Below are 20719 nucleotides of genomic sequence, written 5' to 3'. Positions count from 1 at the left end.
CTCTTTCCACTATTTTTTGAATGAAACAGTAACATTTGAAGAAGTCGAGAAGATTGCTTTAACAGATCCCTGAGATGTAGAAATAACCCTGCTTCCAACCGCAAGATTTAGGGTAAGATTAGTTCCATCCTCAGTGGGTCTTAGCTCTATAAACACTCCTCCTGCTCCCCCACCACATATATTATGACCACACTCTACCAGGTCGTATCCTGCCGGTCCTATCCATATTGAGTAGCCTTCTCTTCCTCCATCCCTGCCAAGAACGGCAATCCAATTTGATGGATCTGTGGATATAGGAGCGCTGTAACTGGTAAATGCCTCCAGCACCTTCCAGCCCGGGGGAACAAAAACCGCGGCACCTCCAAAATCTTTTTCGGTTATGTTAACCCATCCAACCAGGATGGCTCTCTTTTCGTCCCCCTTAACTTGAGCAAAAACCGTCCCTGAAAAGGTAGAATTTGTGGTCTCGTCTTTCAGGTAGAAATTCACATGGTCAACTGTAGCCCATCCTTCCGGTTTTTCTTGTAAAAAAGAAAAAGCTACAGCTCCCATGATAGCCATTAGAATAACAATTATCCCTTTTCGCATGTTGAGCCCTTATATGTTTAATGAGTAATCCTTTAAATATTTTTGGAGAATAGGACTCTTAGACGATGAGGAAACTTTGACCAGCTGAGCTGTGATGAATACGGGAGTGACCGAGCTTAAAGCACCACTATCCTTGCTCTCCCGTTCTTTTTAAGCCAGTCCAGGAGCATCTGTGCTATTTCGAACTTTTTCTTTTTGGTTTCCCATATTGGAGTGTGCTCCTTCAGATATGGCTTGCTCCATTTTCCAACGATTTCCCCAAAATCAAAGCCAACAAGAATAACCTCTCTCGCCCCAAGCTCTTCCGCAAGAAAAACAGCCCTATCACCGTCAGTAAAGCCGCCAAAGTTGTGAACAATGTCCAGTGGCTCTGTTTGACATGTCCCCAAAACGTTCTTTAGCGCTGGCACATGAGCTCTAAGCTTGTCCATGTTGTCCCCGTGGGCGTGGACAGCAACGTAAGTCCCGAGCTCGTTTGCCCTCTTTATGTCTTCAAATCTCCCATCCAAGTCAGTGACAATAACGTCCGGGACTATGTCTTGCTCCAGAAGGGCGGAGGTTGCTCCATCCGCGGCTATTAAGGTTCCTCCAAATTTTTCTTTCCCAAGTATATTCTCCAATCCTGGCCCGGCCCCGAAAACATAAACTCTCTCCCCAATTCTTTCTTTGAGGTCTTCAGCCAGAATGTAGTTTTTGTTCTCCAGCAAAAGCTTTCTCAATAGGAGTGCGGCTTCACGGTCCTTCTCCCTGTCATAACCCATTTTTTGGAGAATCCGAATGTAAAACTGCTCCCACTCCGACCATTTCATGTGCTTATCTATGGCATTTCGCTTTATAGAGGTTTTGTCATAAAGTCATTATACTTGCTCTGAGCCGTTTTCTTCAGCTAGGCTTTTTAGCTTCCTATCTATTTTTACCATCTCTCTCCACTGCCTTCCCGGCCAGTAGATTTGACCGCATTGAGTGCATACGTAAAATTCATCGTAGTCCTTATAAACGCCTTCTGGCACTTTCCCCTTGATTTCTTCTTTTTCAACCCTTTTTATTAGCCCATTACATTTTGGGCATCGAGCATTTTCCGGAAACAGTTCGTCAAACTCAAAGCCCAGCTCCATGAGCTGCTTTACCTGCTCTTCGAACTTGTTGGATTTTATGAGAATTGCATTCTTACATCTCGTTACAAGCTCTTCGTCCCTCGTTAAAACTATCCTGCCCTCTTCTCTGGCAATCTTTAATATTTCCTCATCGTCCTTTATGCCATAGAGAGTGTCGTAACCGTACAACCTAAGCCATCTCGCCAGCCTTCCGAGCATCATGTCGGCGATAAACTTTGTGTTTTTTCCTCCCATCAACGCTACTTTGGAGTGAAACAATAAATTTCTTTTGGAAAAATCTTATAACCTATCAATCACTTCTAAAGCGGGTGGCTCAAATGATAGTGTACTTCATCGGCACAGGGGGCAGTGAAGGAATTCCGGCTCACCTATGCACCTGCCAGACATGTGATGAAGCCCGCAAGTTTGGTTTTGCTCAGAGAAAGCCATCCACACTTGCCATAGTTACCAAGAACAAAAAAGCAGTCCTTATAGACGTTGGGACGGATATCAGGGATTTACTGCACGTTCCTCTTGAAGCGATACTCCTAACCCACTGGCACCATGACCACATCTACGGCCTGTATAAACTCCGGTGGATTGCAAAAAGAACAGCCCTTTATGCCCCAAAAGGAGATGCGGACTGGCTCATGGTTAACGATCCCAAGAACATTGATGTGAAGTTCATCAAACCCAATGATGTCCTAAAAGTCGATTCTCTCAAAATCACCGCTTTAAAGCTCAACCATCAGGTGGAGACCTTCGGCTACCTGATAGAAGAAGATGACAAGAGTGTGGCTGTTCTTTATGATACCAAGGGGCTTCCTGAGGAGACGTTTGAATTACTGGAAAAGAAAAATCTTCGCTTAGCGATTGTTGATGCCACATACCCTCCGGGTATAGACGACCCTTATCACAATAACGTGGATGAAGGTGCCCAAATTGGACTTAAGCTGGCAGAAAGAACGTTTTTAAGCCATATATCTCACAAGAACCTTCCGTTTTTGATGCTGGATGAGTATGTGAGAAAGAAATACGGAGGGAAGGTTCTTGTTGCCTACGATGGGATGCTCTTCTATGTGTGATACTTCTCCGGCAGCTCAGAAAGAAATGCCAGAACAACGAAGCTCGTAGTTTCGGTATTGGTATCCCCAACCGGAACTATCTTCTCCCCTTCAAACTTATATCCCGTCGAAATCCCGCCGTTCTCCATTTGAAGCTGTGAAACAATTCTTTGACATGAGGTATAAACAGCTTTTCCCTGTTCCGGCCTGTCAAGAGCCCTGTGGAGATATGCAAAGAGAGCACATTTATATGTTTGATAGGTGCCGTCAAATGCCTTGTCGCGGAAGCCTTTTCCATCCCAAAGTGACAAAAGGCCCTCATAAACCTCAACAGCCTCTTGCCTTTTTCCCGAAAGTATCTTGTTCAAGGCCATGTAAACTGATAGGTCGGCATATTCTCTCCAGTCATCCATAGGGCAGGAAGTGTCTGTGAGCTCGTACTTTATCTCGAACTCTGCCCCAAACTTTCTAGAATATGTTCTGTTGATGAAAAGTATTTTAGAGCAATAAACCCCGGTTATCCGCCTTCCAAAAAGAACATCAACCTTCCCATTCCATCCACCTGAGTAGTTAGCTTCAAGATTCCGGAGAATTCTCTCACCGAGGGATGAATTTAACGCTACCAAAGCCCGGGATGCGAGCAGATTATCGTTTGCAATGTAAATCGTTTCATTGTCCGGATAGCTCTTAACGGCAGCCCTGAGAAGTCCTGCCTCAGGTACGTATTGGGATTCGAGGAAATAGCGAAGGGATGTAACATTGAGCTCTAAAGAGTTGGACCCATCCCTACCCTGTTTCTCAGTTGCAAGGATTATCAGCATTAGGAGCAGCATAATGAGTGCAAAATACTTTGGCTTCATCATTATGTTCTTCGAGTTAGACCGTAAAACTCTTTTGGACAGCGGCACAGTTCTATCGGTGACCCCAATGAATGTCCTTGAACTTGCCAAAAGGAGAAGAACCGTGAGAAAATTCAAAAATAAAAAACCACCTACAGAGAAGCTCTTAAGAGCTCTGGAAGCAGCAAAAGAGGCTCCCTCCGGAATGAATGCCCAGCCGTGGCACTTCGTTATCATTGAGAGCATTGAAATGAAAAAACAAGTTCGGGAGATTTGTGAGAAAGGGGAGAGGCAGTTCTACGAGAAGATGAAAGGAAAACTCGGTGAATGGTTACAGGAGAAGGGGTTTACATGGGAGAAGCCGTTCTTGAGCGATGCTCCATATTTAATTTTAGTGTTTACCGATGTTAGAGCACCTTTTGCAGTTCAGTCCACATGGCTTGCAGTTGGCTATCTTCTTCTGGCTCTCGAGGAAGAAGGATTGGGAACAGTAACATACACCCCTCCAAATCCCAAAGAGATTGAAGAGCTCGTAAATGCTCCCAAACACTACAAACTCCAGACAATACTGCCTATAGGTTATCCTGACGATGAAAAACCTAAATACGAAAGAAAAGCCCTTGAAGATGTTATCAGCTTTGAAAAATTTGAATAAACCTGTTAGCCCACCTATTCTTTTTTGTTCAAAAATCTTGACTTCCTTAGATATTCCTCCAGCTCCTTCAGCACTTTCATCTGCTCTTCAGTCTCAACGGCGGAAGGCTTGAGGGAGCGCACCTTTGCGAGAGCGTCCCTTAAAGGGAGTCCATGAGCATACATTAGATAAGCAGTTGCCACGGTTCCGCTTCGTCCGCTCCCGCCAAGGCAGTGAACTAAAACTTTTTTGCCCTCATTAGCTCTTTTGTAAATCCACTCAACAATCTCAAGCAGCTCCTCCAGAGAAGGCGCGGTAAAGTCTTCAATTGGTACATGAAGGACTTCGACACCTCTTTTGGTGAGCTCCTCCAAGTCGTAATACAGCTCGTATTCGTATGTAAGGACAACCACAGCATCAAACTCTTCAGCAAGTTTTGGGATGTCTTCTGGGTGAGGCATAGGTGAAAAAGCCACTTTATCGTCAACGAACTTTGGATACACCATTTCAACCACCCCTTAAGATTCAGATAGTGTTATAAACTCTTACGCTGACATTTAGTTAAGGTGAGAAAAATGAGAAGAGAGTTCATTGGAGTTTTTCTATCCTTCTTGGTATTTGGTCTGGTTTTATGGTTCTTCAGGCCATGGTTTCACGGAATTGTTATGAGTTTTTACAGAAATCCAACGGTAATATACCTCTTTGTTGTGCTATTAGCCATTTTGATATACGATACCAAGAAAAAACTCGTTGAAGGGCCTGCAAAAAGAAACAGCCTGATGGGAGGCATCTTCGCATTAGTGATTCTATCCCTGGTTGTCATCTCAATACTCAGCGGTGCTCTTTCAAACACTGCCCTTTACAAAGAATATCACCCCACTCAAGTTTCAAATGAATTGGATCTTTCAAGCAGCAAAATAAGAATTCTCCCCAAACTTACCGCATACCGTTATGCAGTCGATACAATAGAATATGCCCGATATACTTTGGGCTGGTCTCATCTAACCGTCCGAAATGGGACTCCAGTATGGGGATTCTTTATAATCCCTGACGGAGCATGGAATGCAATAAGGCTCAAAGACAAGGGTGTTCTCTTCGTTGACATGAACACCACCCAAGCAAGAATGGAAAGAATTGAAAACGAACTCCAAATCGGTCCGGGAATGCAGATTTTTGACAACCTTGAATGGAACCTCTACAAAAAGCACTATCTAATAGACCTTGACATCCCACGGGCACTTTATTACGAGGACAAGATTTACATCGTTGTTCCCTATATTTCGTACAGCTTCCGCGTCTTTTACACCGTTCCTAAATGGGGAGGGGTTTTAATCGTCGATGAAGAGGGCAACGTTGAGGATTTAACCCCCGAAGAGGCCGTTAAGGATGAACGCCTCAAGGATTTCCCAGTCTTTCCGGAACTTCTAACAAGGAAAATCGTCCACGCTCAAAACTACTGGAAGGAAAGCGCTCTATCAAACATAAAGAACCTGTGGCTCCACCACGAAAACCAGATAGAGATAATAGACGTGAGCGGGCAAGGGAACAGACAGCCCTTCTTGGTAATTGCCAACGATGGAAAAGAATACTGGATGGTTGCGGTGGAACCATATGGTAGAGCCCACGGACTGGCAGCGATATTCTTAATTGACGCTCAAACTGGAGAAATGAGCCAGGTGAAGTTCGAAACTCCTCTTACCGGGCCAGTAAAAGCTATAGACTACGTCAAAAAAGCCCTACCAACGTTTGATTGGAGCCAGTTTATGGCCGTAGAGCCGATCCCAATTTTCTTAAATGGAGAACTCTGGTGGAGAGTTGCAATAATTCCCGGAACTGGCTCTGGTGTGGCAAAAATAGCCTTCGTAAACGCAGAGACCAAGGAAGTAAAGATTTTCGAAAACGAAAATGACGTCAGAACATTTCTTTTGTATGGACAGGTAGGGGCCAAAGTTGAAGAGATCAGCGGGATTGTTAAAGGAGTCTACTCCTACATCAAAAACGGAAACACTCATTGGATACTAATTGTTGATAACAGAGCCCTCTATTTAAGTGCAGATCAACTGAGTGATGAGCTTATCCTTAAAGTGCTCGAGCTAAGAGAAGGAGACAGCATAACTATAAAAATAAGTGAAGGAAGGGTTGTAGAGATTGAAAAAAGATAGGGATGAGAGGCATGAGAAGAGTCTTTTTGCTTTCTTCTCTCTTTTTAATTGTCTTGGTTTCCCTTTGTATAACTCGGCCCTCAACTACCCCCTCCTCCCCACCAAACGAGGCTTCAAAGGTTGTTTCATTCCTAAATGAAGCCAGAGAAAATCTCAATAAATGCAATACTACCTTAAAAGCACCATTAAACCCCCAAAGCGATCCAGCATACCTCAACATGAGCATCTTAAATGAAACAGTGCTTAAACTAAATGGCGAGTTATATGAATACGTAGTTTTAGGGGTGCAAGATGTTAACTTCTCAGGTGAAGTGTTGTTTAAAGGATACAGAATAATATGGAACACTCCAAAGAATCTCACAACTACAGGGGGACAGAGAATTGAGTTTAGAATTCACAAAGGAAGTTCAGTTGTTGAGTCGTTCGTATACTGGTACATACCGTTTCAACTTGATTCCTACTGTGTCTCAATTTATACGAAAGCTCTGGAGCTTCCAGAAGAAGAGACAACCTTCATTTTCATTCACATAGAGGGGAAGGATTTGTGGATGGTTCTAGCAAAAAAATAAATATCAGTTCCACTCTATTAACTTTGGGGAGCTGGGATGGAAAAAAGCACCAAAGCTTTCCTTTTTCTTATCCTTGCAACTCCATTATGGGCATTAATAGCTTTTGGGATAGAGAAACTTGAAAGTATGTATGGCAAAATTTACCCTGAAATCCTCTTCTTTATCTATCCAACCCTTATTGTGGCTTCAATAACCACACTTTTTCTATGGAAGTTGCAGATTTCTCTCCCAGAATTTGCTGTAATGGCAAGCATCGCTCCCCTCATAGTAGCAATAGCACTTTCTATAGTAACGATGATTGAAGACCTTCGCTCCAGCCCTTACCATAGCGATGACCCGGGCTTTTTTGTTTTCCTTCTCTTTTATCTATTTCCCGTGGTTTCCTTCCTTTTAGGGGCATTCATATACTACACCATAGCCCGCTTAAAAGGTGATGCACAATGAGACGTCAAACCGTTATCTTAATACTGGTTTCCCTATTGCTTTTGCTTCTATTAATCCCAATAAGACTGGCTATAATGATTTTGCTGGATATAAGTGACATCTCTAAGATTTTGCCACTTAGTGCCTCTTTCTTGCCAATAATTGGGAGTGTTTTGGCTGCGTTTATTGTGGGATTTTTGGTTAAAATTGTGGCGTTGAAGATTTATAAAAAAGAAAAACCGGCTAGAATAGCCTTTTTGGCAATCTTTTTCATCGCGCTTCTTATCTCTGCGTATACAATCAACGTTCCCAGTATTGGACCCTCTCCACAGAAAGTCATCTACTACACCCTTTATGAGAATGAGGTCTACGTTAACCCCTATTTGGGAGAAATTTCCCTCCCATTTGAAGAAATGGACTGGACAAAAGAATATGGCCTAAGACCTAGCGGATATCTGAAGAGAGAGGAGGGGATAGTTAACGGAACCGGTGGGTTTGTGTTCCAAAACATAACCAGTGTTTACATGGGGATTTTTGTCTATCCCAGCCCACACAAGAGTCCTAAATGCGAAAACGCTCTCAGAGATCTCGAAGAGATGCTCAAAAATAAAGGATGGCAAAGTGTAGAAGTCCCTCCTGAAGCTCTGGAAAAGAGAAATTTCATCGGAAGGCTTATCAATGCCACGATGCTTCAGGAAGGGAATAAAGCCGTATACTTAGAATGCTCAGATGTGATGGCCTATGGGAGGTTGATAATTCTGTATGGAGAAAAAGAAGAACTGACCTCCTCCCCGCCCTGAAGGGCGAGGGTTTATCTTAACCCCTCACCAAGGGCGGGGAGGTTTGAGGGGTCTCATTTAGGCCCAAGTTAAAGCGGGTCTTCGACCCCTCGGGGAGGGTCTTCCCCCCATTACCCCTACCCCCCGCTAGAGCGGAAAGGCTCGGGGTTATCGTTCTAACCGCTTTTCTCAAAATGTTAAACGCTCCAACCAAGTCAGCATTCATTACAACACCCTCCCTGCGGCACTTGAATAAACCCCTAAAAATTCTACCATTAGAATGGCGCTGGCCGCAGAGGGGGCAAAGCTTAGAAGTAAAAGCCTCATCAACAAGCAAAACTTCAATACCAAACTCTTCAGCAACCTCGGTTAAGCGTTTGATGAGATAATTAAACCGCCACACTTGAGAGAGTATGAAGTTCTGCCTTTCCCCCTTGTTAGAATTCCTTGCGATTTCTTTTGGATAACCAACCACAATTATGCTAACGCCTAATTGATAAAGTTTTTCCACAGTTTGTCTAACTGCCTTGTTAATGTAATGTCTTGCTTGTAGTTTAGCCTTCTGGTACATCATCTTAAGCCTCCTGCTCTTTTTAGCACCACTCCTGTTGATTTTAGACTGATAATCTGCTATTCTTTTTTGCCAGTAAAAGGCTATTGATTTTAGTGGTCTCCCGTTCACGAGAAAAGCTTCACCATTCTCAATGTAAATGGCAATTAAATTATTTACTCCGAGGTCTATTCCTGCTGTTAGGTTGCTCTTTGGTTTTCTTGGGACTTCCACCCACTCTCCACCGGTTAGTTTTTCTTCGACCGTGTAACTCACGTGAGCATACCATTTCCGCTTTACAGAGTCATAGACAATTTCAAGCCTCCCCTGTTTACCCTTCAAGTGTATCCTCCCCTTGAACTGCATTTTTAACCTTCCAAACCTTCCAAGCCGTCTCAACTCGATTGTGTTCCCATCAATTTTGTACTGGTCGTTCCTGAGTGGGATTACGAATAGTTTTCCTCCATTCTCCTCCTTGACGAATTTTGGTGGTTGAGGTTTGAACCATTCTGATAGCTCTCCTTTCTTTTTCTTCTTGAGTAGAGAGAAGAAACTACGCCAGGCTTCAGCGTTCTTCCTCGCTAATTGTTGTACTGTTGAACCTCCAATCCAATCCTTGAAGGTATAGTAAGCTTCTTTTTCCGTTGTCCCAAAGTCGATCTTCCCGAATTCTTTGAATTGCTTTAAACGCTCGTAATTGAGTTTATTCCAGATTATTGTAGTGGCTTGGGCTAATTCGAAGAGTGTTTTTTCTTGTTCTTTTGAGGGTTGGAGTTTTACTGTTACGGTTCTTTTCATTACTCCTCATTATTAATTTTACACTTTTGAGTTTAAAAATGTTTTTGCTTTCTCACTAAAAGGGCTTGTTTATGGTTGGCTGTACCCCGCCCTAAAGGGCAAGGCTTGAGAAAAGAAAATGTCATTGAACTCGCCTCAATCTTGAGCTAGCTATTCCCTTATGAACAAAGCCGCGCCCATGCCAAAGTATGATGGGCAAGCGTAGGCAGTTCTTTTAACCTTCATTGGCACCTTCTTCAAAACGCCGTAAAGGACGAGCAGTTGCCAGTAGCTGTCTGGCAAAGCTTTGTTTATTAGCTCATCCGGTATCTCAAGAAGCCCTTCAAGTCTATTTTCTTGAATTATTTTCATGATGAGCTCATCGTATTCTTCAGCCTCGGGTGCATAGCCATACGGGCCGTTACCGTGTGCATGGGCATGGTCTGTACTCGCTATGAAGGCTACCCTCCTTTCGTATTCCTCAAGTACTTCTCCCACCACTTCACCAAATTTAACAAGCGTCTCCCTTGAAACATGCCTTGCAGGTGTTAAGAGCACTATCTGCCTCTTTTCCAGAAATTGGAGGGGTATGAGCTCTCCCCACGTCAGGGGGAAGCGAGAGTATTCCCCGCTCAGCGAAGCAAAGTTTATGTCAACTACCGGCAAATCTTTAGCCTTTGCTTCTAGGTATATTTTCCTAGCGAGCTCTTTATCCGTTTTATACTCTCCCGGAAGCTGAACTCCAGCAAAGCCAAGCCACGAGATTAAATTTTCAGCCATTATAACCCCAAGGGCTTCGCTCATGCGGACGTTGTGGGGGCTTATGAGAACGTAAACATCTGCCCTTGAAAGTTCTCTGCCAATCTCTTTGAGGGCTTCTGCAAGCTTTCCCGTTTCCTCATCTTCCGGATTGAGAACGGGGTTTCCATGGGGCATCATAGCGGCACCAACTAACATTATCTCTCCTCCTTAAAACAATCTTCAAGGAATTCTAAAGAGCATTCCTCCACTTTTGGAGCTTCAACATGGCTTAAAGTCTTCAATCCGGCCCCGGTGAGAATGCTAACTATTCTTGAGTTCTCCTCGATTATTCCTTTTTCCCTTAACTTTCTTATAGCGGCTATCCCTGTTGCAGATGCAGGCTGGACGAATAAGCCTTCTCTACCAAGCTCCTCCTGAGCGTTTAAGGTTTCTTCATCTCTAACGGCAACGCACAGTCCGTCAAGTTCTCTCAAACGCCTCAGCACTACGTTTCCGCTCGGCGGGTAGGGGTTTTCTATGGCATGTGCTATGGTATGCGGGCTCTCAAACCTCTCTATTTTTTCTTTTCCATTATTGAAAGCTTTGCATATTGGAGAACATCCTTCCGCCTGAACCGCCACAAAACGGGGAAGCTTCTCAATTAATCCGCTCTCCTTTAGCTCAAGGAACCCCTTCACGATTCCCCTGAAAAGACCCCCCGAAGAGGTGGGAATAACAACGTAATCTGGAGTTGTTTCCTCAATTATCTCGAAGCTTATGCTCTTGTATCCCTCAACTCTAAACGGATCGTCGGAGTTTATGAAGTATATGCCCTTCTTTTGTCCTATTTCAAGGCTTTTGTAGTAGAGCTCCCCGTAATCTCCATGGACTTTAATTACCTCGGCCCCATAAGGTGCAAGAGCTTTAAGTTTCTCTTTCGCTATCGTTGAAGATACAAGAATGTAAGTTTCGAGCTCTGCTCTTGCTCCGTAAGCGGCAACGCTTGCCGCCATGTTGCCCGTCGAAACAGTGCCGATTTTCTTAAACCCCAGCTGAAGAGCCCTGTGAATGCCGAGATAAGTTCCCCTATCCTTAAAGCTCCACGTGGGATTTGTGGTTTCGTTTTTAAGGTACAGCTTAACCCCCAGCTCCTTCGAGAGCTTTTTTGCCTTTATCAGCGGAGTATCCCCCTCTCCAAGACTTAACTCGGGTTTGAGCTCAAATGGGAAAAATCCAGAGAATCTCTCCCAAACTCTTTTCCCTATCCCGGGAGCGCTCTTGAAAAGCTCAAGCTCCAAGGGCTCCCCGCATTCACATCTCTGATATGGCTTTCTCATGGAGTATTCCTTCCCACAGGCAGTACACTTTAACATGAGATTCCCCTCCATTTGTGATTTCCACTCTACAATTTGGATAATTTTGTTGAATTTCACTTCACAAAGCAGCTTTTCCCAAAACTTCCCTTATTATTTTCGCAGCGGCAAAGGCGCTTATCCCTTTATAATCGTAGTTTGGATTGAGTTCAACAATGTCAAGGGCAACAATTTCTGCATTTAGAGACTTTATCACTTCCACGAGCTCCCTAGTACTCAATCCGCCGGGCTCAGGATTTCCAACTCCGGGAGCAAAAGCCGGATCAAGGACATCCATATCAAAGGAAAGGTAAGCCCTTTCAAAAGGAATATCGACTTTTGGAGAACGGTATATCTCCGATGCGCTTACAATCCTTATTCCATGTTCTTCTGCAAATTTAACCTGTTCTCTTGTAGGGGCCCTTATGCCAATTTGCACAACGTTTTCCCCTTTTACAAGCCCTTCTTCCACAAGCCTTCTCACAGTGCACGCATGGGAGTATTTGTCTCCTTCGTATTCAGCATAGAGGTCTGGATGAGCATCAAAGTAAATCAGGCCAAAATCCTCGCCTGAGACCTCCTTAATCGCCTTAAACGTTGCATATGTTATGGAATGATCCCCTCCTAGAAAGAGAAAGAGTTCCCCACTGTAATGCTCCTTAACTGTTTTGTTGACCTTTTCAACCAGCTCCCTAAAAGTATCTGCGTTGATATCACCCAAATCTTTGTAGCTCCAGTGTTCGGCCAGATTGATTAGTAATTCATTAAAGCTGTTGTATAGTTCTTCGGATGTAGCCTCCCTTATTGCCCTTGGGCCTTCAGCGCAGCCTCTTCTAAAGGAAGATGAGTTGTCCCATAGAATTCCAAGGAGGTAGAGATTAGGTTTCTCCGAGTGTGGAATCCCAAAAAGCATCTACCACACCTTCGTTCCTACGGGAACTTCATCTGGAACCGGGAGAAGGTAAACCTTTCCGTCCTCGCTCTCGGCTACTATCAGCATCCCCTGACTTTCAACGCCCGAAAGCTTCTTGGGCTTCAGGTTTAAAACGAAGATAAACTTCTTCCTTTCAAGCTCCTCAGGAGAGTATTGGTCGGCTAAACCGGTTATTATAGTCCTCTGCTCATTTCCAAAGTCCACTTCGAGTTTTATTAGCTTGTTGGTTCTCTTCAGCTTTTCAGCCTTCTTAACGAGGCCCACTCTAAGGTCAAACTTCCAGAATTCATTGACGTCGTAAAGTTCCATAGGTTCCACCACAAAAAATTGGAGAGGCAGATATTTAGACTTTGTGCCGAGAGCGGGCGGTTACATCAAACCTCATGAGGGTAAAAATGCTGAGAAGTATCAAAAGAGATGCAAGAAGGAAGTCTGTAAAGAATCCACCTGCTTTCACGATAAATCCGCTCAATATACTTCCGATGATAGCACCGAGAGAACTTATCAGGTTATAAAAGCCCATCATCGCTCCCTGCTCTTTTTCCTTCGCAAGCTTGGAGATCATTGAAGTCGTTGATATGCCTATGTATGCCCATGAATAGCCAGCCAGTGCATAGGAGACGAAGGCGTAGAGTTTAAATACCGTTCCAGTTTGAGATAAGCCGAGTAAAACAAGGGAAAACCCAAAGCTCCTTATGCTCAATCCCCTAATGAGGGAGGCTTTTCCACCTCTTCTCTCGGTGTGTATTCCGGCTTTCATATACATGTAGGCTGATATTGATGAGTTTAGAACAGCAGCTAGGTATATCTCGGAGGTACTGACACTGCGGGATTTTAGCAGTACCGGGAACTGTGAAAAATACAACATCGCCCCTACCCAGAAGAGGATTGAGGCAAGATAAAACTCCTTAAACTCCAAAAATCTTGTGAGAGCTCGCTTGTTATACTCAGGCAGGTGAATCATGATATTTGGCAGATACCTAAACTTTTCGACAATGTAGTTTGCATAAACTCCCAAACTCCTTCTCTCAATCCTAAACGGGGCTTCTTGAATCCACTTAACTCCCAAAACAATCGAAGGAATATTAACAACAGCAAAAACTACAAGAAGTTGTCTAATACTTAGAAAATAAGCTAGGAAAAACCCTAAAATAAGTCCAATAACCCACGCCCATCCACCTATCTCGTTGAACTTCGCAATCCCATAGTCGAGTTGCTTTTTCTTTAGGACTCTTGCAATAAGTATAACGGGAATTGGAATTGTAGCTGCGATGAAGAAAGAATACAGAAAGTTGAGGACCATTAGCTGAGTAATGCTCCTTGAAAACGCCATTAGAAACGAGAACAAAGATGTTCCGATAAAGCCCAGTATCAAAAAAGGTTTTCTTTTAAGCATTTTATCTGAGAGCTTTCCCCAAAATACTCCCCCTATCATTGAGGCAATGCTTCCAATAGCGTTAATTACTCCTACTTCCTGAGCAGATCCACCTGCTTCTAAAGTTAGGAGGGGTATCAGTGTAGAAGTACCACCTGTTGAAACCTTGAATGGGACAAATGCGTAAAACCATCTAATCTTGGACTTCTTTGTGTAGGCAAACAGGGCTGAATCTTCGATGGCTCTTAGGGATGCATTCTCCCTCTTCCGAGAAGCCTTCATTGGGGACACCTTAAAGTAATGAAAGAAGAAGAGAAGAGCAGTTCACCAGTCTTCATCTTCGTCCCAGTCTTCCTCCTCCCATTCCTCTTCATCCCAATCTTCTTCGAACTCTTCATCGAATTCCTCATCAAACTCTTCTTCCTCTTCTACCAATGGCTCCTCCTCGTAGTCCTCTACCTTCTTCTTTTTCTTTGGGGGTTGCATATTTGACACCTCCCGCCCCTCTCGGGGCGTTATATACAGAGATCATGGGTTTATAAACTTTTCGTCATGGTTTCTCGGTTCTCATTCAAGATCTAAAAATATTAGGGCTGTATAACAATGTTAATTAGATATAACCGCCATACCTGGGAGAAAGGTTTATATACCCTTAACCAACTTTAGAATGGCTAATATCCATAATACAAGGGCTGAATAAGCGTAGAGTGTAAAAATCCAAATTTGAGCCCTCAAATTCAAAAATAGGCGGATTTGGTGTGGGAAATGGAGACAGAATTGAACTCTGATGAATCCCCCCTATTAAGGGCAACAAGCCTAGAAGAGAAATTAGGGATTTCGAAAATCTATCTAAAACTAGAAGCAGCAAATCCAACAAAAACACACAAAGACAGGATCGCAAAGGCACACGTTAAACAGGCAAAAGCCCTCGGCTTTTCTGGGATTACTGTGGGAACCTGTGGTAATTACGGGACATCTATAGCATATTTTGCAGAAAAAGAGGGACTAAGAGCCGTGATCTTTATTCCAAGGCACTATGAAAACTCAAGAGTGGAAGAAATGAAAATGCATGGGGCAGAGGTTATATTCGTAGACGGGCCATATGAGTCAGCAGTCTTTATGAGCAAAACTTTTGCAGCAGCTATGAATTATTACGATGCAAACCCGGGATCGCAACCCATGATAGATTACGAAGCTTATTCCCTCATTTCAAAAGAAATTCTCAAAGAAATTGAGCCATATGCAGTCTTTGTTCCCGTAGGAAACGGTTCCACTCTGGTGGGGGTTTACTATGGTTTCAAAAAATATGGAAAGATGCCAAAAATCATTGGAGTTACAACAAGCTACGGAAATCAAATACTGAACGCATTTTATACCGGTAGTATGGAAGAAGTTAGAGACTTCGTTGAAACTAAGCTCAACGAGCCTCTTGTTTCCTCGGTATCCTTTGATCTTCAAAATGCCCTTGAAGCTGTAAAAGCATCGAAAGGGTATGTTTTTGGTTTTGCCGATGATACAGCCTTAAAATATGCCAAGATTTTGGAAATGAGTGAGAGGATAAAGGTTCTCCCAGCCTCTGCCCTAACTTTAGCCGGGCTTGTTAAGTTTGTTAGAAAATTCGGTGTAAATAACGAGAATTTCGTCCTGCTCCTTACTGGAGGGGTTTGAAAATGAAGAAAGCCTTGATTCTTGCGGAAGGAAGGTACAAAACGACCGATGGAAAGACTGCCCATGGGTTGGTTAGATACTCTAAGAGATTTAAGATTGTGGGGGTAATAGATTCCACTTTGGCTGGAAAGGACGCTGGAGAAGTCTTGGATGGAATACCCCGCAACATTCCCATCTACGGAAGCTTTGAGGAAGCAATTGCAGAGAATCCCGATGTTGAGTATCTCATAATTGGAGTGGCGACCCCTGGTGGATATTTGCCTCCGATCTACAGGGAGATTATAAAAAAGGCAATAAAAAGAGGGATGAACATAGTTAACGGTCTCCACAACTTCCTCAGCGACGATCCCGAATTTTCTCGCCTAGCCAAGAGGTACAAAGTTCAGCTGATAGATGTAAGGAAGATATACAGAGACCTAAAGATTCCTTTCACAGGAAAAATTGAGGAAGTCAAAGCCATAAAAGTTGCCGTACTGGGGACTGATGGTGCAATAGGCAAAAGAACCACCGCAATAATGCTTCATGAGGCATTCAAGCACTTTGGAAAGAAGAGCGTTTTTGTGGCAATGGGACAAACAGGGTGGATGCAAGGGGCAAAATACTGCATAGTAATGGACTCAATAGTAAACGACTTCGTTGCAGGGGCTATTGAGGACGTTATCTGGAGAGCCTGGAAGGAAGAAAACCCCGATGTTATTGTGACACACGGAGAAGGTTCGCTCCTCCACCCAGCTTATCCAGGTGGATTTGAGTTAATAGCCTCTGGAAGACCGGATTATATTGTGCTCCAGCATGCTCCATCAAGAAAATTTTTCGATGACTTCTCCCAGTACGAGATTCCACCCTTGGAGAAGTACATACAGCTGATTGAACTCCTCTCCGGTAAAAAACCGATAGCTATCACAATAAACTCTGAAAGACTCACGAAGGAAGAGGCTCTCCAAAAAGCAAGAGAGATAGAGGCAACATATGGGATTCTAACGAGAGTACCTCTATATGAGGGTGTCGAAGACATAGTTAAGGCAATTCTTGAAGACGCAGAACGCCTAAAAGCAGTAGCCCAGCAAGAGGTGACTGCAAATGCCTCTCAAATGCTTTGATTACATATCCATTGAAAAGCCAAAGCTCTCTTCTCGGAGGATTTCTGCCGTTTATACCCTCTCTATTGATGGAAATGAGGAAAAATTCAAGCTGATCCACACCTACAAAGAAAAAATTCCCAGAAATGAAGTCTTCGCAAAGCTTATGGTCATAACTCCAGCGATAAACTACGCTCTTTTCACCCCAGAAATTTCCTTTAACTTTTCCCTCGATCCAAGAGACCTGCAGTTCTTTAGGGATATGATGGAGCTCACTGCAAATGATATCCTTGTGAACAGGATATACAAGAGGACAGGGTTTGTCAGAGAAGAGTTCATCCCCAAAGAGATAAAACCGCAGCCTTTGGCAAAGATTGTCCCGGAAAGAGTCGAAGAGGAAGATGTAAAACTCACTCCCGACTACAACAAATGCGCTATAATGCTCAGTGGTGGAAAGGAGAGCCTTCTCACCTATGGCATTACAAAGGAAATAGGGTGTGAAGTTTATCCATTCTTCTTCAATGAGTCCGGCGGGCACTGGAAAGTCGCCCTAACAGCGTACAAATGGTTCAAGGAGCATGAGCCAAACACCAAGAAAGTGTGGAGCAACGTGGACAGGCTTTACACCTTTATAGAGAAGCACATGAAGATACTCCAAAACGTTGGGAAGCCAAAGGCTGAGGTATATCCGATAAGGCTATTCTTCTTTGAGCATTACGTCTTCTCATTCCTGCCACTAATTGAAAAGTACAGCATAGGAAACGTTTTGTTGGGCAACGAATATGACGACCCGAGGGGGCTTACTTATGAGTTCCATGGGATACCTCACTTCTATGCGGTTTTGGATCAGAGCCAGTTCTTCGACAAGTATATGACAAGATGGTTCGCCGAGAGGGGCTTGAATATAAGACAGTGGTCTGCCGTAAGACCAATAACGGGACTTATCGTTGAGAGAATCCTCTATAAACGCTATCCAGAACTCTTTAAACTCCAGAGGAGCTGTCACTCAGTTCATAAGGAAGGCGAAGATTATGCCCCCTGTGGCACATGCTTCAAGTGCAACGGCATACAAACATTCTTGCTGGCTAATGGAATAGATCCCCAGCTAATTAAATACAAACCACACCACATAGAGACGCTTCCAAAGAGGATAGCGGAAGGAAAAGTTAGACTTGACGAGGATGAACTCCTACACTCGCTCTATCTGATAAAGCAGAGAAATCCTGATTTTCCCCTCAGCGGGGAAAGGAGAGACCACGTTGAGATGCTCCACTTCGATGACAGAAATTCCCTCTTCGACAACATCCCTTTGGAGTTCAGAGAGAGGATATACTCAATATTCGAGCAGTATACAAGGGGTTATGCCTACCTAAAGGAAGGCAAGTGGGTTGAAATAACAAGGGAGGAGGTGCTCCATGGAGTACACGATAGTTGATGGGGAGAGATACCTGGAAGAGATCAAAAAGCTTGACAGGGAAATAAGCTACTCGTTCGTTCGCTTTTCCATTCCCTATGAGGACTTCGCAAAGAGGCACGAAGAACTCTTTAGAGAGCTCCTTTCACACGGAGAGCACAAGTTCTTCGCAGCCCTCGATGAGAAAGGAAAGCTACTGGGTCATGTCTGGATTTGTTTGACCCTTGATACTGTGGACTACGTTAAAATAGCCTACATTTACGACATTGAAGTTATTAAAAAGGCAAGAGGGCTTGGAATCGGTTCAGCTCTTTTAAGGAGAGCTGAATCATGGGCAAGAGAGAAGGGAGCAAAGAAAATTGTGCTGAGAGTTGAAATTGATAACCCTGCAGTAAAATGGTACGAAGAACGGGGATACAAGGGGAGGGCAATTATAATGGAGAAATTGCTAGACTTCAAAAATTAAGAGCTTATCACCGCTACTTTTCCTCAAGAGATTTCCTCCCTCATCAAACACCCAAGCTCCGCCCGGAGGATAACTGTTAACGATAAAAGTCTTAACGTTGAGGAGTTTAACCCTTTCGGACATTGCCTTAAGGTCTTCCTCGCTTATCTTTCCGCTCTCGGGTGAATACTCCATGGGCACAAACAGAAAATCGGGCTTTTTCTTTTTTATCCACTTCGCTATGCGCTTGTTGTAAAGATCGCCACAGATGATGATTGCAACTTTGCCGAACTCAGTCTTAGCAGTCTTCACTGTATTGCCCGTACAGAACTTCATTGGCTCTTGAAACTTGCGGTGCCTAAGGATCACTTCTCCTTCACGGTTTATCAGGAGAGCGGAGTTATAGACACAGTCCTTATACGGTTCCAAGAGCCCAAAGATTACATACACGGCGTTATTCTTCGCAAGAGTGCTCACTCTCTTAACAATTTCACCATATAGCTTTGCTCCACTGAAGTCCCACTCTCTAAAGCCTGTGAGGCAGTACTCCGGGAAAACTATAAAATCGGGACTATGGTGTAATGCTTCTTTGAATCGTCTCTCAAACTCCTTCCAGTTAGTCTCAAAGTTTCCATCTTCAACGGGCATCGGGATTAGGGCAACTTTCACCTTACACACCAGAAATTAAGCAATAAAAAGTGCTAGAGTTTTAGTTTAAAGCCCTCCATCTCCGTGTTAATTGCCTTTAAAACCATAACATACACGTATGGCTTGGTTCCTTCTTCATCTTTTGCCCTTACAGCTCTTATTACAGTGGTTGCCAATTCTTCTAGGAGGGACATTACGTATCTGGAACCATCATCTAGGACATCTCTGTTCACAAAGTAAAATATGGTCTTTTTCTGGGAGTTCCCGTATTTCACAAGCAGGTCAAGGAGCATAAGGGCTTCAAACTTTGATTCAGCAAGCAAAAATACTCTAGATAAGCCTAAAACGACGACGATGGTTTGTTTGGTTTCATTTTGGGAGAAGTAGGGAGTGCAAGTTAATTCAAAATCCTTAATGAGCTTTGGAATGTCACTCGCGGGTAGTCTAGCAAGCACTTTGCCTACGTTTAAGCGACCACCAACTTTAATGACCTTTAAGTTCTCAAAAAATTCCGTTTCCAGCTTTGCAAGGCTTATCTGGGTTTTGTATAAGGATAGAGTATCGAGAATATCAATGACCATTACGTCATAGCCTTTTTTTCTAGCCCAGGTGAGCAAGTAGTAGAACCCCTTGTAGGGAAGTGTCAGTGAGTCATACTCCACTAGGGCACTCTCTCCCGGAACAATTGATTCCCATATTTTAGCCCCTTCGGTCATTGCCACCTCCACTTATATCACCATGCATAATTGTGGAATTCACTACTTATTAGTTTATTGGATTACAAAGACATCTTTGTAATGCACCCCATACTAGGAAAACTACCACTTCAGCTGTTTACTTAGGTTGAATGCTTTTTCTGCAAGCTCATCGGGAATATCAAATGGATTTTGGTACTTGCTGAGTTCTTTGAACAAAATATCGAACTGTTTCAGCGTTCCAAGGTTTTCACTTAGCATCATTTTTCGTTCCTCGTGTGGCTTAAAGGCGGCGGACATGATCTCTGTAGTTCACGGCGTAAAGGAAGATAACCTCATTAGAGGCATTGTTCTGGAGAATATATTCAAAACTCGCCCCTATATGCTCAAGCTCCCATCTGTTTATCTCAAATTCCGTATAGGCATCTTTTAACATCTCGTTATTTTTCTCTTTACACTGCCACCAAGAATATATCGAGAAGGCTGAAACTAAGAGTAATGCAATAAGAAGGAAAGACATGCCCTTCTTCATACAATCACCAAATTTTAATTCATTGATAAAGATTTAAAAACTCTTTTACATTGTAATTTTAAGTGATATCACCCTAGTTCCCATTAGATCGTTAGAGTTATAAGCACTTAAGTCTTTTGGTTGATTGGTGGTTGTTATGAACTTTCAGCAGGAAATCCTGATCATAAAATCCGAAATCTATCCGATAATCAGCAAACACTACCCGAAAAACACTCGCAGGGAAGTAATCAGCCTCTACGACCTGATAACCTTCGCAATACTAGCACACTTGCACTTTAACGGAGTTTACAAGCACGCTTACAGAGTCCTAATCGAAGAAATGAAGCTGTTCCCCAAAATCAGGTACAACAAACTAAC

At 43.4% G+C, this 20719-nt stretch carries 26 protein-coding genes and 1 pseudogene; 11 read left to right on the top strand and 16 right to left on the bottom strand.

Annotation, left to right across the window (positions count from 1 at the left end; translation table 11 throughout):
* Nucleotides 1-9: 9 nt before the first annotated feature.
* From GBV73_RS04515 to GBV73_RS04505, 3 genes are all read right to left on the bottom strand, one after another.
* On the bottom strand, nt 10-588 hold the full coding sequence (locus tag GBV73_RS04515) for a hypothetical protein (RefSeq protein ID WP_152879620.1): 579 nt from the start codon (nt 586-588) through the stop codon (nt 10-12).
* Nucleotides 589-704: 116 nt separating this feature from the next.
* Nucleotides 705-1397: a 6-hydroxymethylpterin diphosphokinase MptE-like protein gene (locus GBV73_RS04510; protein ID WP_152879617.1), complete on the bottom strand. Its 693-nt coding sequence runs from the start codon at nt 1395-1397 to the stop codon at nt 705-707.
* 48 nt (nt 1398-1445) lie between these two features.
* Nucleotides 1446-1937, bottom strand: a complete 492-nt coding sequence (locus tag GBV73_RS04505; protein ID WP_042700474.1) for a Mut7-C RNAse domain-containing protein — start codon at nt 1935-1937, stop codon at nt 1446-1448.
* An 83-nt stretch (nt 1938-2020) separates the two neighbouring features.
* On the opposite strand from GBV73_RS04505, the gene GBV73_RS04500 reads away from it, so the two are divergent.
* Entirely contained in the window at nt 2021-2767 is a 747-nt protein-coding gene (locus tag GBV73_RS04500) for an MBL fold metallo-hydrolase (protein WP_152879646.1), read from the top strand.
* On the opposite strand, the gene GBV73_RS04495 is transcribed toward GBV73_RS04500, so the two are convergent.
* Nucleotides 2758-3606, bottom strand: coding sequence for a hypothetical protein (locus tag GBV73_RS04495; protein WP_253910295.1), 849 nt, complete (start codon nt 3604-3606; stop codon nt 2758-2760). The genes GBV73_RS04500 and GBV73_RS04495 overlap by 10 nt on opposite strands.
* A gap of 67 nt (nt 3607-3673) precedes the next feature.
* On the opposite strand from GBV73_RS04495, the gene GBV73_RS04490 reads away from it, so the two are divergent.
* Nucleotides 3674-4240 carry a nitroreductase family protein gene (locus GBV73_RS04490; RefSeq protein WP_152879615.1) on the top strand — a complete coding sequence of 189 codons (567 nt, stop codon included), beginning with the start codon at nt 3674-3676 and terminating at the stop codon, nt 4238-4240.
* Nucleotides 4241-4254: 14 nt separating this feature from the next.
* Here the strand turns inward: GBV73_RS04490 and GBV73_RS04485 are convergent, their stop codons facing one another.
* The gene (locus tag GBV73_RS04485; RefSeq protein ID WP_152879642.1) at nt 4255-4725 is read right to left on the bottom strand and encodes a dual specificity protein phosphatase family protein; all 471 of its coding nucleotides are present in this window, start codon (nt 4723-4725) and stop codon (nt 4255-4257) included.
* Between the two features lie 69 nt (nt 4726-4794).
* Here GBV73_RS04485 and GBV73_RS04480 point away from each other — a divergent pair, with 69 nt between their 5' ends.
* The 4 genes from GBV73_RS04480 to GBV73_RS04465 are packed head-to-tail and all read left to right on the top strand — an operon-like array spanning nt 4795 to nt 8173.
* Complete coding sequence (locus GBV73_RS04480; RefSeq protein WP_152879613.1) at nt 4795-6381, top strand: hypothetical protein; 1587 nt, start codon at nt 4795-4797, stop codon at nt 6379-6381.
* 11 nt (nt 6382-6392) lie between these two features.
* Nucleotides 6393-6950, top strand: a complete 558-nt coding sequence (locus tag GBV73_RS04475; RefSeq protein ID WP_253910294.1) for a hypothetical protein — start codon at nt 6393-6395, stop codon at nt 6948-6950.
* A gap of 36 nt (nt 6951-6986) precedes the next feature.
* The gene (locus GBV73_RS04470) at nt 6987-7394 is read left to right on the top strand and encodes a hypothetical protein (RefSeq protein WP_152879609.1); all 408 of its coding nucleotides are present in this window, start codon (nt 6987-6989) and stop codon (nt 7392-7394) included.
* The gene (locus GBV73_RS04465) at nt 7391-8173 is read left to right on the top strand and encodes a hypothetical protein (protein WP_152879607.1); all 783 of its coding nucleotides are present in this window, start codon (nt 7391-7393) and stop codon (nt 8171-8173) included. Before GBV73_RS04470 ends, GBV73_RS04465 begins: the two co-directional genes overlap by 4 nt.
* Nucleotides 8174-8189: 16 nt before the next feature.
* Here GBV73_RS04465 and GBV73_RS04460 read toward each other — a convergent pair whose 3' ends face one another.
* From GBV73_RS04460 to GBV73_RS11135, 7 genes are all read right to left on the bottom strand, one after another.
* Entirely contained in the window at nt 8190-9500 is a 1311-nt protein-coding gene (locus GBV73_RS04460) for an RNA-guided endonuclease TnpB family protein (RefSeq protein WP_152879605.1), read from the bottom strand.
* A 150-nt stretch (nt 9501-9650) separates the two neighbouring features.
* Nucleotides 9651-10436: an extradiol dioxygenase gene (locus tag GBV73_RS04455; protein WP_152879603.1), complete on the bottom strand. Its 786-nt coding sequence runs from the start codon at nt 10434-10436 to the stop codon at nt 9651-9653.
* Complete coding sequence (thrC, locus tag GBV73_RS04450) at nt 10436-11593, bottom strand: threonine synthase (protein WP_152879600.1); 1158 nt, start codon at nt 11591-11593, stop codon at nt 10436-10438. The genes GBV73_RS04455 and thrC overlap by 1 nt, the downstream gene beginning before the upstream one ends.
* Before the next feature lie 61 nt (nt 11594-11654).
* Nucleotides 11655-12485, bottom strand: coding sequence for an agmatinase (gene speB, locus GBV73_RS04445; protein ID WP_152879598.1), 831 nt, complete (start codon nt 12483-12485; stop codon nt 11655-11657).
* Complete coding sequence (gene metG, locus GBV73_RS04440; RefSeq protein ID WP_152879640.1) at nt 12486-12815, bottom strand: methionine--tRNA ligase subunit beta; 330 nt, start codon at nt 12813-12815, stop codon at nt 12486-12488.
* Nucleotides 12816-12849: 34 nt separating this feature from the next.
* Entirely contained in the window at nt 12850-14163 is a 1314-nt protein-coding gene (locus GBV73_RS04435) for an MFS transporter (RefSeq protein WP_152879596.1), read from the bottom strand.
* A 42-nt stretch (nt 14164-14205) separates the two neighbouring features.
* Nucleotides 14206-14367 (bottom strand): hypothetical protein, encoded by a 162-nt coding sequence (locus GBV73_RS11135; RefSeq protein ID WP_156882181.1) that lies wholly within the window; start codon nt 14365-14367, stop codon nt 14206-14208.
* 279 nt (nt 14368-14646) lie between these two features.
* Here GBV73_RS11135 and GBV73_RS04430 point away from each other — a divergent pair, with 279 nt between their 5' ends.
* Genes GBV73_RS04430 through GBV73_RS04415 form a run of 4 tightly spaced genes read left to right on the top strand, consistent with a single transcriptional unit; the run spans nt 14647 to nt 18508 of the window.
* Complete coding sequence (locus GBV73_RS04430) at nt 14647-15549, top strand: pyridoxal-phosphate dependent enzyme (protein WP_152879594.1); 903 nt, start codon at nt 14647-14649, stop codon at nt 15547-15549.
* Between the two features lie 2 nt (nt 15550-15551).
* Entirely contained in the window at nt 15552-16649 is a 1098-nt protein-coding gene (locus GBV73_RS04425; protein ID WP_152879592.1) for a DUF1611 domain-containing protein, read from the top strand.
* The gene (locus GBV73_RS04420) at nt 16630-18063 is read left to right on the top strand and encodes a hypothetical protein (RefSeq protein WP_152879591.1); all 1434 of its coding nucleotides are present in this window, start codon (nt 16630-16632) and stop codon (nt 18061-18063) included. Before GBV73_RS04425 ends, GBV73_RS04420 begins: the two co-directional genes overlap by 20 nt.
* Nucleotides 18044-18508, top strand: coding sequence for a GNAT family N-acetyltransferase (locus tag GBV73_RS04415; protein ID WP_152879589.1), 465 nt, complete (start codon nt 18044-18046; stop codon nt 18506-18508). The genes GBV73_RS04420 and GBV73_RS04415 overlap by 20 nt, the downstream gene beginning before the upstream one ends.
* Here the strand turns inward: GBV73_RS04415 and GBV73_RS04410 are convergent.
* The 4 genes from GBV73_RS04410 to GBV73_RS04400 form a co-directional block, all read right to left on the bottom strand.
* Complete coding sequence (locus GBV73_RS04410) at nt 18491-19156, bottom strand: carbon-nitrogen hydrolase family protein (RefSeq protein ID WP_371717009.1); 666 nt, start codon at nt 19154-19156, stop codon at nt 18491-18493. The two genes, GBV73_RS04415 and GBV73_RS04410, sit on opposite strands and share 18 nt — an antisense overlap.
* A 32-nt stretch (nt 19157-19188) precedes the next feature.
* Complete coding sequence (locus tag GBV73_RS04405) at nt 19189-19863, bottom strand: DUF257 family protein (protein ID WP_225807777.1); 675 nt, start codon at nt 19861-19863, stop codon at nt 19189-19191.
* 90 nt (nt 19864-19953) lie between these two features.
* A complete protein-coding gene (locus GBV73_RS11130) occupies nt 19954-20094 on the bottom strand; it encodes a hypothetical protein (protein WP_172967197.1) in 141 nt (46 codons plus the stop codon).
* A 19-nt stretch (nt 20095-20113) separates the two neighbouring features.
* On the bottom strand, nt 20114-20362 hold the full coding sequence (locus GBV73_RS04400) for a hypothetical protein (RefSeq protein WP_152879587.1): 249 nt from the start codon (nt 20360-20362) through the stop codon (nt 20114-20116).
* 127 nt (nt 20363-20489) lie between these two features.
* Here GBV73_RS04400 and GBV73_RS04395 point away from each other — a divergent pair.
* Nucleotides 20490-20719: pseudogene (locus GBV73_RS04395) on the top strand (IS982 family transposase); the annotation flags it as partial.

Source organism: Thermococcus sp. 101 C5 (assembly GCF_009372125.1).
GTDB lineage: Archaea > Methanobacteriota_B > Thermococci > Thermococcales > Thermococcaceae > Thermococcus_A > Thermococcus_A bergensis.
The sequence above is the reverse complement of the archived record's forward strand: the minus strand, read 5'-3'. Positions and strand labels throughout refer to the sequence as shown.